Origin of the sequence: Streptomyces bungoensis, from assembly GCF_001514215.1 — a bacterium.
GTDB classification, from domain to species: domain Bacteria; phylum Actinomycetota; class Actinomycetes; order Streptomycetales; family Streptomycetaceae; genus Streptomyces; species Streptomyces bungoensis.
This window is the reverse complement of the sequence record NZ_KQ948876.1, coordinates 19,532-32,315: the sequence shown is the minus strand read 5'-3', so window position 1 is coordinate 32,315 and position 12,784 is coordinate 19,532. Positions and strand designations below refer to the sequence as shown.

General features: G+C 69.8%; 11 protein-coding genes and 2 pseudogenes. 5 read left to right on the top strand and 8 right to left on the bottom strand.

Annotated elements, in window-relative coordinates:
• Positions 1-7 precede the first annotated feature (7 nt).
• Together AQJ66_RS33660 and AQJ66_RS33655 are read left to right on the top strand one after the other, a co-directional pair.
• On the top strand, positions 8-541 hold the full coding sequence (locus tag AQJ66_RS33660) for an amino-acid N-acetyltransferase (protein WP_061929704.1): 534 nt from the start codon (positions 8-10) through the stop codon (positions 539-541).
• 203 nt (positions 542-744) lie between these two features.
• Positions 745-1,080 carry a histone-like nucleoid-structuring protein Lsr2 gene (locus AQJ66_RS33655; RefSeq protein WP_061929701.1) on the top strand — a complete coding sequence of 112 codons (336 nt, stop codon included), beginning with the start codon at positions 745-747 and terminating at the stop codon, positions 1,078-1,080.
• Here the strand turns inward: AQJ66_RS33655 and AQJ66_RS40450 are convergent.
• Positions 1,059-1,280 (bottom strand): annotated as a pseudogene (locus tag AQJ66_RS40450) (SCO3374 family protein); the annotation flags it as partial. The gene AQJ66_RS33655 and the pseudogene AQJ66_RS40450 overlap by 22 nt on opposite strands.
• 654 nt (positions 1,281-1,934) lie before the next feature.
• Positions 1,935-2,282 (bottom strand): annotated as a pseudogene (locus tag AQJ66_RS40445) (SCO3374 family protein); the annotation flags it as partial.
• Positions 2,283-2,711: 429 nt separating this feature from the next.
• Here AQJ66_RS40445 and AQJ66_RS33645 point away from each other — a divergent pair.
• Positions 2,712-5,231 (top strand): ATP-dependent Clp protease ATP-binding subunit, encoded by a 2,520-nt coding sequence (locus tag AQJ66_RS33645; RefSeq protein WP_061929698.1) that lies wholly within the window; start codon positions 2,712-2,714, stop codon positions 5,229-5,231.
• 85 nt (positions 5,232-5,316) lie between these two features.
• Here AQJ66_RS33645 and AQJ66_RS33640 read toward each other — a convergent pair whose 3' ends face one another.
• Positions 5,317-5,925, bottom strand: coding sequence for an HAD family acid phosphatase (locus AQJ66_RS33640; protein ID WP_061929695.1), 609 nt, complete (start codon positions 5,923-5,925; stop codon positions 5,317-5,319).
• Positions 5,926-6,386: 461 nt separating this feature from the next.
• On the opposite strand from AQJ66_RS33640, the gene AQJ66_RS33635 reads away from it, so the two are divergent.
• Positions 6,387-6,935, top strand: coding sequence for a M23 family metallopeptidase (locus tag AQJ66_RS33635; RefSeq protein ID WP_061929691.1), 549 nt, complete (start codon positions 6,387-6,389; stop codon positions 6,933-6,935).
• Position 6,936: 1 nt separating this feature from the next.
• Here AQJ66_RS33635 and AQJ66_RS33630 read toward each other — a convergent pair whose 3' ends face one another.
• Positions 6,937-7,536: a TetR/AcrR family transcriptional regulator gene (locus AQJ66_RS33630; protein WP_061929688.1), complete on the bottom strand. Its 600-nt coding sequence runs from the start codon at positions 7,534-7,536 to the stop codon at positions 6,937-6,939.
• A 124-nt stretch (positions 7,537-7,660) separates the two neighbouring features.
• Here AQJ66_RS33630 and AQJ66_RS33625 point away from each other — a divergent pair, with 124 nt between their 5' ends.
• Positions 7,661-9,268 (top strand): MDR family MFS transporter, encoded by a 1,608-nt coding sequence (locus AQJ66_RS33625; RefSeq protein ID WP_425264325.1) that lies wholly within the window; start codon positions 7,661-7,663, stop codon positions 9,266-9,268.
• Between the two features lie 84 nt (positions 9,269-9,352).
• On the opposite strand, the gene cseC is transcribed toward AQJ66_RS33625, so the two are convergent.
• The 4 genes from cseC to AQJ66_RS33605 are packed head-to-tail and all read right to left on the bottom strand — an operon-like array spanning position 9,353 to position 12,640.
• Positions 9,353-10,708 (bottom strand): two-component system sensor histidine kinase CseC, encoded by a 1,356-nt coding sequence (cseC, locus tag AQJ66_RS33620; protein WP_061929686.1) that lies wholly within the window; start codon positions 10,706-10,708, stop codon positions 9,353-9,355.
• A 13-nt stretch (positions 10,709-10,721) separates the two neighbouring features.
• Positions 10,722-11,426, bottom strand: a complete 705-nt coding sequence (cseB, locus tag AQJ66_RS33615) for a two-component system response regulator CseB (protein WP_061929682.1) — start codon at positions 11,424-11,426, stop codon at positions 10,722-10,724.
• A gap of 39 nt (positions 11,427-11,465) precedes the next feature.
• Entirely contained in the window at positions 11,466-12,059 is a 594-nt protein-coding gene (locus AQJ66_RS33610) for a hypothetical protein (RefSeq protein WP_061929869.1), read from the bottom strand.
• A gap of 41 nt (positions 12,060-12,100) precedes the next feature.
• Entirely contained in the window at positions 12,101-12,640 is a 540-nt protein-coding gene (locus AQJ66_RS33605) for a SigE family RNA polymerase sigma factor (RefSeq protein WP_061929680.1), read from the bottom strand.
• Positions 12,641-12,784 lie beyond the last annotated feature (144 nt).

Genomic DNA, 12,784 nt, shown 5'->3' with positions numbered 1-12,784 from the left:
TCCGCTCATGTCAGCAGAGCGTCCCGAAGTCTCCGCGAAAGCCATCACCGTCCGGCGGGCCCGGACCAGCGATGTCCCGGCCGTGCGCCACCTCCTCGACGCCTACGTGCGGGACCGCATCCTGCTCGACAAAGCCACGGTCACGCTTTACGAGGACATCCAGGAGTTCTGGGTCGCCGAACGCGACGACAACGCCGAGGTGGTCGGCTGCGGCGCACTGCACGTCATGTGGGAAGACCTCGCGGAAGTGCGCACTCTCGCGGTCAAGCCCGGCCTCAAGGGCGCCGGCGTCGGTCATCAGTTGCTGGAGAAGTTGCTGGAGACCGCCCGCTGGCTCGGGGTTCGCCGGGTTTTCTGTCTGACCTTCGAAGTCGACTTCTTCGGCAAGCACGGCTTCGTGGAGATCGGTGAGACCCCGGTCGACACCGATGTCTACGCGGAGCTGTTGCGTTCCTATGACGAGGGCGTCGCGGAGTTCCTCGGTCTCGAACGAGTGAAACCGAACACCTTGGGCAACAGCCGGATGCTTCTGCATCTGTGATCGTCATTGCCCGGGTGCCCTATGTCCGAAACGCGCATGTTTCCGGGCCGGGCCGGGGCCCCGGTGCTCTCCCAGGGGTTTGTGTTTTTCCGGCAAAAGCGGTTTGCTTTCCGACGTACTGCAGTACTGCATATAACAGGGGCGGCGAAACGGCGGACGCCGCACACCCCTGGCCCCTCACGTTATCGATGAAAGGAAATCCGGTGGCACAGAAGGTTCAGGTCCTTCTTGTCGACGACCTCGACGGCGGCGAGGCGGACGAGACCGTGACGTTTGCGCTCGACGGCAAGACCTACGAGATCGATCTCACGACCGCCAATGCGGACAAGCTGCGCGGCCTTCTCGACCCCTATGTCAAGGGTGGTCGTCGGACCGGAGGCCGTTCCTCGGGTGGCCGTGGAAAGACGCGTGCGGCTTCCGGCGGCAACCAGGACACCGCGGCGATCCGCGCCTGGGCGAAGGAGAACGGTTACGAGGTCAACGACCGCGGCCGCGTTCCCGCGTCCATTCGCGAGGCCTACGAGAAGGCCAACGGCTGATCCCGCCGGCGGGCGGACGGGCGGGCGCTCGCGCGCCGCAGCCGGATCCGGTGGCACCGCGCTGCCACCGTGTCCACCAGCCGCACCAGGTCGGGGCCGCCTTTGGAGCCCCCCATGGCCGGCAACGCAGGCAACGAGGCCTCGGCCTCACCCCCCGGCTCGGGGGGCCGCAGCCAGACGGCGGCCCCCTGCACCGAACCGGCACCGAACCCGGCGCGACCGGCCCCGCTTTCCGGTGAGGACCCGCTGACGGAATCGGCGCCGCCCCCGGCGGAACGCGCTCCGCGGCCGGCGGATTCGCGCCCGCCTACGGCGGAATCCACTTCCACTCCCTCCCCGGCGGGGACCCGGCGGCCCCGAAGGGAATCCGTCGCCTCCCGGGCGGGGTCGAGAGCCGGGCGGCCCCTGACGGAATCCGCCGCACTCCTGACGCAGCCGGGGCGGCTCCCGGCGGAATCCGCCGCATCCCCGGCGCAGCCGGCGCAGACACCGGCGGAATCCCTTCCGCCCCCGGTGCGGCCGACGCGGCTCCCGGGGGAATCGCCGCCCCCAAGGGCGGAATCCGCCCCGTATCCGGCGAAAACGGATACCCCTTCCGCGATACCGGCAGCCCTGCCGGCGATACGGGCCACCGCCTCGGCGACACCGGCCGCCCCTTCGAGGAAATCGGGCCCCTCCCCGCCCGACTCGGCTCTCTCCCGGCCGTGATCCGCCGTGCCCCCGTCCGGAACCGCCCGGAACGGCGAGGTGCTGCGGCAGCAGGCCGAGCCGGGCCGCCGGGGCGGAGGGAGGAGAGCGGCGGGCGGAACGGGCGCCTCCATCGCGTCGCCGGCGCCGAGGGCCCGCAGGTCCAGCGCCAGCGCTCCCGCGCCCCACTCCAGCCAGTCCAGCACCTCCGGCAGCACCTCCGCGCTGCCCGCGGCCACCAGCAGCAGCATCCGGTCGCCCCGCAGGGCCACCGGAGAGCCCGGCGCGAGGTGCCGGAACGCCCCCGCACCCGCCTCGGCCGGCACGTCCAGGACGTCGAACCGGACACCCGTGAGCAGTCGCAGCGGACGCCCGGGCACGGTCGGCCAGCCCAGATCGTTCTCGTACCAGTACCGGGCCCGGGCGTCCGGGCCGTCCCGGTGGCCGGGGGCCACCGGATCGAGCGGGCGACGAGGAAGGGGGACCGCGGGGGTCGTGGGGACCGAGCCAGCCATGCCAGGTGAACCGGCGAAGCGCCACCAGGGTTACGCTGGGTGGCTGTACGAGTACACAAGGTGCCGGGAAACGGGGCGCGTCGGGGTGTGGGGAGGCGCAAGGTTGTTCGCCCATAGCGGAGGGAACCGGGGCGCGCGGCATGGAGTGTCAGTCCCAGCGGGTAAGACATGCCTAGTGGGAGGGGGCGACACGCAGCACGGGCGGTCTCACGTTCGCCATCGGCGTACTGGCGACTGGGGTATCTGTCTGGCCTGCGGGAACATCGTCTCGCACCATCGGGTTGGAGCAGATGTCGGCGTTCGGGGTCAGGAGGCCATCGACGGTGTCGGCAGTTGGAATGAGCGGTCCCCGCTTGCGGGACTAAGCTGCGGAAGGACAGGGAGGGGAAGTTCCCCCCACTGCCTGACCGCTCTGAGGAGCGATTAACGATGTTCGAGAGGTTCACCGACCGCGCGCGGCGGGTTGTCGTCCTGGCTCAGGAAGAAGCCCGGATGCTCAACCACAACTACATCGGCACCGAGCACATCCTCCTGGGTCTCATCCACGAGGGCGAAGGTGTCGCCGCTAAGGCCCTGGAGAGCCTCGGCATTTCGCTTGAGGCGGTCCGCCAGCAGGTGGAGGAGATCATCGGCCAGGGCCAGCAGGCCCCGTCGGGTCACATCCCCTTCACCCCCCGTGCCAAGAAGGTCCTGGAGCTGTCGCTCCGCGAGGCCCTTCAGCTGGGCCACAACTACATCGGCACGGAGCACATCCTGCTCGGCCTGATCCGTGAGGGCGAGGGCGTCGCCGCCCAGGTCCTGGTCAAGCTGGGTGCAGACCTCAACCGCGTGCGGCAGCAGGTCATCCAGCTGCTCTCCGGTTACCAGGGCAAGGAGACCGCCACCGCGGGCGGGCCGGCCGAGGGCACGCCTTCGACCTCCCTCGTCCTGGACCAGTTCGGCCGGAACCTCACCCAGGCCGCTCGTGAGTCCAAGCTCGACCCGGTCATCGGGCGCGAGAAGGAGATCGAGCGGGTCATGCAGGTGCTATCCCGCCGTACCAAGAACAACCCGGTGCTGATCGGTGAGCCCGGCGTCGGCAAGACCGCCGTCGTCGAGGGCCTCGCCCAGGCCATCGTCAAGGGCGAGGTGCCCGAGACCCTCAAGGACAAGCACCTCTACACCCTGGACCTCGGTGCCCTGGTCGCGGGCTCCCGCTACCGCGGTGACTTCGAGGAGCGCCTGAAGAAGGTCCTCAAGGAGATCCGCACCCGCGGCGACATCATCCTGTTCATCGACGAGCTCCACACGCTGGTCGGTGCGGGTGCCGCCGAGGGCGCCATCGACGCGGCCTCCATCCTGAAGCCGATGCTGGCCCGCGGTGAGCTGCAGACCATCGGTGCGACCACGCTGGACGAGTACCGCAAGCACCTGGAGAAGGACGCGGCCCTCGAGCGCCGCTTCCAGCCCATCCAGGTCGCCGAGCCGTCCCTGCCGCACACGATCGAGATCCTCAAGGGCCTGCGCGACCGGTACGAGGCGCACCACCGCGTCTCCATCACCGACGAGGCGCTGGTCCAGGCCGCCACCCTGGCCGACCGGTACATCTCCGACCGCTTCCTGCCGGACAAGGCGATCGACCTGATCGACGAGGCCGGTTCCCGGATGCGCATCCGCCGGATGACCGCGCCGCCGGACCTGCGCGAGTTCGACGAGAAGATCGCCGGCGTCCGCCGGGACAAGGAGTCCGCGATCGACTCGCAGGACTTCGAGAAGGCCGCCTCCCTGCGCGACAAGGAGAAGCAGCTCCTGGCCGCCAAGGCCAAGCGCGAGAAGGAGTGGAAGGCCGGCGACATGGACGTCGTCGCCGAGGTCGACGGCGAGCTGATCGCCGAGGTCCTCGCCACGGCCACCGGCATCCCGGTCTTCAAGCTGACCGAGGAGGAGTCCAGCCGCCTGCTGCGCATGGAGGACGAGCTCCACAAGCGGGTCATCGGCCAGGTCGACGCCGTCAAGGCGCTGTCGAAGGCGATCCGCCGTACGCGCGCCGGTCTGAAGGACCCCAAGCGTCCCGGTGGTTCGTTCATCTTCGCCGGCCCGTCCGGTGTCGGTAAGACCGAGCTGTCCAAGGCGCTCGCCGAGTTCCTCTTCGGTGACGAGGACGCGCTGATCTCCCTCGACATGTCGGAGTTCAGCGAGAAGCACACGGTCTCCCGTCTCTTCGGTTCGCCCCCCGGTTACGTGGGCTACGAGGAGGGCGGTCAGCTGACGGAGAAGGTGCGCCGCAAGCCGTTCTCGGTCGTCCTCTTCGACGAGGTCGAGAAGGCCCACCCGGACATCTTCAACTCGCTGCTGCAGATCCTGGAGGACGGTCGCCTGACCGACTCCCAGGGCCGGGTCGTGGACTTCAAGAACACGGTCATCATCATGACGACCAACCTCGGCACCCGGGACATCTCCAAGGGCTTCAACCTGGGCTTCGCGGCCTCGGGTGACACGAAGACCAACTACGAGCGCATGAAGAACAAGGTCCAGGACGAGCTGAAGCAGCACTTCCGGCCCGAGTTCCTCAACCGCGTCGACGACGTGGTCGTCTTCCCGCAGCTGACGCAGGAGGACATCCTGCGGATCGTCGACCTGATGATCAGCAAGGTGGACGAGCGCCTGAAGGACCGGGACATGGGCATCGAGCTCTCCCAGTCCGCCAAGGAGCTGCTGTCCAGGAAGGGTTACGACCCGGTGCTGGGCGCTCGGCCGCTGCGCCGCACGATCCAGCGCGAGGTCGAGGACACGCTCTCGGAGAAGATCCTCTTCGGCGAGCTGCGTCCGGGCCACATCGTGGTCGTGGACACCGAGGGCGAGGGCGAGGCCCAGACCTTCACCTTCCGGGGTGAGGAGAAGTCGGCCCTGCCCGACGTCCCGCCGATCGAGCAGGCGGCCGGTGGCGGCCCGAACCTGAACAAGGAGTAGGCCTCCGGCCGGTCGGCCGAGAGACGCGAGAGGGGCCGGTGCCTTCGGGCACCGGCCCCTCTGCGTGCTTCGCGTGCTCTCTGCGCTACGACAACTGCCCGTCGTAGTCCGGCAGTTTGAACGTCTTCTCGGCGTGCCCGCCCGACAGGTCGGTGGCGCTGTTGCCGATGTTGGCGATGATCGTGTAGCCCTTGTTCTCGATGTCGACACGCTGGGCCGTCTTGTAGGCGGCGACGTCCTTGAAGAGGTCGAGGAAGCCGCGGACGTAGAGGCCGGAAACCTGGTAGCCGTCGTGGCGGAGGTTCCACTCGGTGGGCTCTTCGACGATGCCGGGGCGGGCGGTGACGAAGAACAGCGAGACGCCGTGCGCCTGCGCGTACTGGGCGACGTTCAGCACCGGCTTGTTGGCCGGCTGCGGGAAACTGAAGCCGAAGTCGGTCTCCAGCGTGGTGTTGTCGATGTCGAGGACGACGGCCTGCTTCTCGCCGGGCCGGGCGGCGGCGATGCGGTCCTTCAGGTACGGCAGGGCCTGGTCCATGACCGTCTGGCAGTCCTTCTGCCAGGTGGCGTAGTCGACCTTGGCGGTGGCCGAGGAGGTCGCCTCGGCGGCCTCGGCGGGCGCGGCCAGCGCGGTGAGGGCCGTCACGGAGACGGCGGTGACGGAAATACGGCGCGCCCAGGGGCGTCTGGTCATCGGTGGGGGTCCTCTCACGTCCGTACGCGTGCCTGTTGGCAGGTGCATGATCTGAGGTGAGGATGGCGCGAGGGGAACCGTAGGGTTACCGATGGGTAGGAGCCTAGAGGTCTGCGTCACATTTATTCGGCCATTAATCGCGGCCCCCGGTGATATGCCGCACAGGCGAAATGTCCGTTACTAGTGGAGATAGTGGGACATCTAATTCGGACAAAGCGGCATTAAATGTACGCAACCGTCCGCGGGCTTCCGGGGTATGGGCAGGTAGCCGGGGGTGTGTCGCCCTTCGCCCTTCATGGGCGCTCTGTCAAGAAGTGGACCGTTTTGGGGATTGCTACTACGTGTCGCCGTAGATGGGGGGCTTTGAGGAGAACCGGGATGTCGGGTTACCAATGACGGGTCGCACGGCGAATGTCTCTCCGCCGGGTGGCCCCTTTGTCTCCGAGCCCACGAGGTCCCGCATGTTCCAGCGCGTCACGTCCCGTTCCTCCCGTACGTCCTCGCTCCGCGCCCGCGTCGCCGTCCTGGCCGCCGGAGTCGGCGCCACGGCCGTGCTGGGGGCCGGGGTCGCGAGCGCCGCGCCGTCGGCCGCGTCCTGGGTCGACCCGGTGCAGAAGTACACGCTCACCGCCAGCTTCGACCAGGGCGGCAGCCACTGGATGCACAAGCACAGCGGCCAGGACTTCGCCGTGCCGGTGGGTACCGACGTCGTCGCCGCGCACGGCGGCACCGTCGTCAAGGCCGGCCCCAACGGCGGCGGCGACGGCCCGGCGTACGGCAACGCCATCGTCGTCAAGCACGGCGACGGCCTGTACTCGCAGTACGCCCACCTGTCCCGGATCGACGTCAAGGTCGGGCAGGTCGTCAAGACCGGCCAGCACATAGCCCGGTCCGGCAACACCGGCAACACCACCGGCCCGCACCTGCACTTCGAGATCCGTACGACCCCGAACTACGGCTCCGCGGTCAACCCGGTCGCGTTCCTGCGCGACCACGGTGTGAAGGTCTGAGTCAGCTCTCCCGGCGGGCGCCCTCGTGCGCCTGCCGGACCAGGTCCAGCGCGACTTCGAGAACGGCCTCCCGCCGCTTCTCGAAGTCGCCTTCCAGGTCCTGCATCACGAACATCCCCGCGTGCAGCGTGAACAGCGCGCTGACGCAGCGGACCTGCTCGACGAGGGACGACTCCGGGTCGATGACGATGTCCCGCAGGTCGCGCATCTTGTCCTTGAAGGAATCGCCGATGCGCAGTTCCCGCACCGTCGCCTGGTTCTCCTGCATGAACCGGAACAGCGGTTCCGCGCCGGCCAGGGCCCGGCTGTAGCGCCGCACGATCTCCTGCTTGGTCTCCAGCGTGTGCGGCTGGCCCTGGCCCCAGTCGATCAGCTCCTGGATCGGCTGCGTCAGATCCTCGAAGAGGCTGACGATGATCTCTTCCTTCGTCTTGAAGTGGTAGTACAGGGCCGCCTTCGTGACGTCGAGACGCTCCGCGATCTCGCGCAGGGAGGTCTTCTCGTACCCCTGCTCGGCGAAGAGTTCGAGCGCCACGTCCTGGATGCGCTGGCGGGTGTTGCCGCGGCGCTGCTGCTTGGTGCCGTCCATGGTGACGCCCATCCTCGTACTCCTCGCGCTCCCGCGGAAACTTACTTGACGCCCGGCTAGTGACGGGGCTACCTTTCCCAGTGTAGTGAACTAGCCGGGCGGCAAGTAAGTGCAGCCGCCAGGGGGAGTGGGAGAGATGGCGGACACGCAGGCGGCGATGGCGGGCGAGGCCAGGCCCGGCGAGCCGGAACAGCAGGCGGGGAAACAGCCGAGGAGCGTGCGGGTGGTCCTGCTCGCGCTCATGATCGCGATGATGCTCGCGATGCTCGACAACATGATCGTCGGCACGGCGATGCCGACGATCGTCGGTGAACTGGGCGGCCTGGAACACCTTTCCTGGGTGGTCACCGGGTACACCCTGGCGACGGCGGCCTCGACCCCGATCTGGGGCAAGCTCGGCGACATGTACGGGCGCAAGGGCGCCTTCCTCAGCTCGATCGTGCTCTTCCTGATCGGATCCGCGCTGAGCGGCATGGCCCAGGACATGGGCCAGCTGATCGGCTTCCGGGCCGTGCAGGGCCTCGGCGCCGGCGGTCTGATGGTCGGCGTCATGGCGATCATCGGCGACCTCGTCCCGCCCCGGGAGCGCGGCAAGTACCAGGGCATGATGGCCGGCGTGATGGCGCTGGCGATGATCGGCGGCCCGCTCGTCGGCGGCACCATCACCGACAACTGGGGCTGGCGCTGGGCCTTCTACATCAACCTGCCGCTCGGCGCGGTCGCGCTGGCCGCGATCACCGCCGTGCTGCACCTGCCGAGGAAGCGGTCCCGGGCGGGCATCGACTACCTCGGTGTCGTGCTTCTGACGGTCGGCATCACCTCCATCGTGCTGGTCACCACCTGGGGCGGCACGGAGTACGCCTGGACCTCCGCGCGGATCATGGAGCTGATCGGCATCGGCGTCGCCGCGCTCGTCGGGTTCGTGTTCTGGCAGACCCGGGCCGCCGAACCGGTGCTGCCGCTGCACATCTTCCGGAGCCGCAACTTCACCCTGATGTCGGTCATCGGCTTCATCACCGGCTTCGTGATGTTCGGCGCCACGCTGTTCCTGCCGCTGTACCAGCAGGCGGTGCAGGGCGCCTCCGCGACCAACTCGGGTCTGCTGCTCCTGCCGATGCTCGGCGCGATGCTGGTGACCTCGATGGTCGCCGGACGTGTCACCACCAACAGCGGCCGCTACAAGGTCTTCCCGATCGTCGGCGGAGGTTTGATGATCACCGGCCTGTACCTGCTGTCGCTGATGGACACCGGCACCACCCGGCTGACCTCGGGCATCTACATGGCCGTGCTCGGCGCCGGCATGGGCTGCCTGATGCAGATCACCATGCTGGTGGCGCAGAACAGCGTGCAGATGAGGGACATGGGCGTGGCCTCCTCCTCGACCACCCTGTTCCGCACGCTCGGCTCCTCCTTCGGCGTGGCCATCATGGGCGCGCTGTTCAACCACCGGGTCCAGGACGTCATGGCCGAGCGGGCCGGCGCGCTGGGCAAGGGCGTCACCGAGAAGTCGGCGCAGCTGGACGCCAAGAGCCTGCAGAAGCTGCCGGCGGTGGCGCGGGAGGCGTACCAGCACGCGGTGTCCGCCGGTACGCACGCGGCGTTCGTGCTCGGCGCGGCCGTGGCGGTGGTCGTGCTGATCGCGGCGCTGTTCGTGAAGGAGGTCCCACTCAAGGGCGGGCCGCAGCAGTCTGCCGCGCAGGACGGCGACGAGGCGGCTCCGATGCAGGTGATCGAGGCCGTCTGAGCCTCGCTCGGACCGCAGGCCCCCGGGTGGTGTCCGCCCCGGGGGTCTGCCCCTTCTCCGGCGCCGTCCGGACGCTGCGGGCCGTCAGCGCCCGCCCCCGGACAGCGGCAGCAGGGGGTGGCTCCCGGTGCTGGTCGGCGCGTGCTCCGGGAGCCACAGCACGGCCACCGCGCCCTCCGCCGGGATGTGCGCGGGAGCGCCCGCGGGACGGACGTTGCGGAAGGTCAGGCGGGCGCCCAGGACTCTGGCCTGGCCGGCCGCGATGGTCAGGCCCAGGCCGTGGCCCTGGCCGGCGCGGTCCTTGCTGCCGGTGCGGAAGCGGCTCGGCCCTTCGGCGAGCAGCTCCTCCGGGAAGCCCGGGCCGTGGTCGCGGACCCGGATGACCCGGCCCTCGACGGTCACCTCGATCGGCGGCCGGCCGTGCCGGGCCGCGTTGGCGAGCAGGTTGAACAGCACCCGTTCCAGGCGCCGCGGATCGGTGGTGACCTCCGACTCGTGCACCACCCGTACGGTGATCTCCGGGTCCTTCGCGGCCACCCGCCGGGCGATGAAGTCGCCGAGCATGATGTCCTGCAGTTCGGCCCGCTCGGAGGCTCCGTCGAGCCGGGCGACCTCCAGCACGTCCTCGACCAGGGTGCGCATGGCCTTGGCCCGGTCCAGCACCAGCTCGGTCGGGCGGCCGGGCGGCAGCAGTTCGGCCGCCGTCAGCAGACCCGTCACCGGGGTGCGCAGCTCGTGCGCGATGTCCGCGGTGACCCGCCGCTCGGCCTCCAGCCGCTGCCGCAGCGCGTCCGCCATGGCGTCCACCGCGCGCGCGAGATCGTCGGTCTCGTCCCGGACGACCCCGCCGATGGCCTCCCGCACCCGTACGTCCGTCTCGCCCTTGGCGACCCGCCCGGCGGCGGCCGCCGCCTTGCGCAGCCGCCGCGACAGCTGGCCGCCGATCAGCACACCGAGCGCGCTGCCGCCGAGCACGACCGCGACGGAGCCGATGACCAGGGCCTGGTCGAGGTCCTTCATGACGTCGGTGGAACGATCCGGCATGTTGCTGTGCAGGGACAGCACGCGCCCGTCCTTGGTGGGCACGGCCGCCCAGATGTCCGGCACCCCGGCGCGGTCGATGACGTCGCTGGCCCTGCGGCCCTCCTCGACCTTCTCGCGCAGCGCGGCCGGCAGCCCGGGGTCGTCGATCTTGATGCCGGGGAAGTTCGGCCCGCGCTTCTGCTCGTAGTTGCGCTGGGCGATCTGGACCCGCTCGTTGGCCAGGTCGCGCGCGTTGTCCAGCATCGAGACCCGGGCCGCGTTGTGCACCACGAGGCTGAGCGCGATCGCCACCAGCCCGGCCACCAGCGCGATCGCCGCGCTCAGCTTCCATCTGAGCCCCGTGTGCAGGCCCGCGCGCTCCACGTGCCGGACCGGGTGCCGAATGATCCCCCTCATGCCGTCGCCCCGCTCAGGCCTTCAGTTTGTAGCCGAAGCCGCGGACCGTCTCGATCCGGTCCTGGCCGATCTTCTGCCGCAGCCGCTGCACGTGCACGTCGACGACCCGGGTGTCCCCGCCCCAGCCGTAGTCCCACACCCGCTCCAGCAGCTTGTCGCGGGAGAGCACAGTGCCCGGCGCGGTGGAGAACTCCAGCAGCAGCCGCATCTCGGTCGGGGTGACCGCGACCGGCTGCCCGGCCCGGCGCACCTCCATGCCCTCGGTGTCGATCTCCAGGTCCCCGAAGACCAGCACCCCGCCGGTCACCGTGTCCGCGTCGGCGTCGGACTGCGCGCTGCCGCCCGCGTGCCCGAAGCGCCGCAGCACGGCCCGGATCCGGGCGACCAGCACGGCCCCGTCGAACGGCTTGGTCACGTAGTCGTCCGCGCCCGCCTCCAGGCCGAGGACGACGTCGATGGAGTCGGCGCGCGCCGACAGCATGATCACCGGCACCGTGGACTCGTCCCGGATGCGGCGGCACAGGCTGACCCCGTCCAGGCCGGGGACCATCACGTCCAGCAGCGCGATGTCCGGCCGGTCCGCCCGGAACGCCTCCAGGCCCGACAGGCCGTCGGGCATGGCGGTGACCGCGAAGCCGTCCCGCTCCAGGGCGAGTTGGGTGGCCTCGCGGATGACGTCGTCGTCCTCGACGAACAGGACGTGGGTCTGGTCTGCCATCGGCGGTGCTCTCAGTCCTCGTGGTGTGCGTGTGGGGAGTCAGCCGTCCGCGGACGAGGCGTCGCCGCCGGCCTTGCTGTAGTCCGTCTCGTGGCTGCTGATCTGGGCGAACCGGCCCGCCTTCCAGCGGTAGGTGATCACGGTCTCCCGGGACGGGTTCGACATCTGGTCGTCCGTGTCGTAGACCTGCCGGGTCACGGTCAGGTCGGTCCCGTCTATCTCCGAGTAGACCGGCGACTCCTCCGCCTTGAACACATTCTTGTACGACCCGGCCACGTCCCGGTACACGTACGTGCCGAGGCCCACCCAGTCACCGCAGGTCACCACGTTGACGACGACGTCTCTGGCGGTGGCGCCGGTCAGATCGCCGTAGGAGACGTCGACCGGGTAGTGGTCGCCGCTGCACGGCTTCAGCTCCCGCTTCACCGTCGCGGAGACCGCCGGGTCACCCTTGATCAGCGCGACCGCGTCCACCCGCCGGTAGCCGCCGGAGGGGCTCGGGCTGGGCGAGGCGATGGCTCCCGCCACCGCCGAGGCGTGCGCCGGGCCCTCGTCGCGGGCCCCCGTCCCCCCGGTGCCGCACGCGACGACGAAAAGGGCGACGGCGGCGAGCGCGGTTCCCCCCGCGATCACCGCCTGGGTGCTCCCTCGGATCCCTTCGGACCCGGCCTCCGTCAGGCCGCGCAACGCTCCCGCTCCTCACGCTCCAGCGCGCGTGCGTCCAGATCGCGGGCCTCCAGCTCCTCGCGGAGCCGGGCGAGCGCCCGGTGCAGCGTGCTCTTGACCGTACCCGCCGACATGCCGAGGGCGGCGGCCGTCTCCTCCGTGGACATCTGCTCCCAGTGTCGCAGCACCACGACACTGCGCTGCTTGGGCGCCAGCACCTTCATGATGTCCATCAGCAGGGCCCGGTCGGCGTGCTGCTCGGTGGAGTCGTCCACGGACGCGTCCGGCAGCTGCTCGGTCGGGACCTCCTCCAGTTTGCGCGCCCGCCACCACTCGGTACGGGTGTTGATCATGACCCGGCGCAGGTAGGCGTCCGCGAGCCGCTTGTCGGCGATGCCCTCCCAGCGGCCGTACGTCCGCACCAGGGCGGTCTGCAGCAGGTCCTGAGCGTCCGTCGGGTCCGGGACCAGCCGGCGGGCGCTGCGCAGCAGCGCGTCCTGCCGGGTGCGGACGTACTCCTCGAACTCGAGCACCTCGCCCTGCGCCATGATCGACCGCCTCCCGTTCCCCGTTCACTCCGGCCCCGTGCCTGAAGTCCCGCTGTATCGACGCGCCCGTGGTCTGTCGGGCACGGGAATGAAGCTACGGAGCTGTTGTCACGGGGCTGTGCGCAGCAGCCTGCGGCTGGCAAT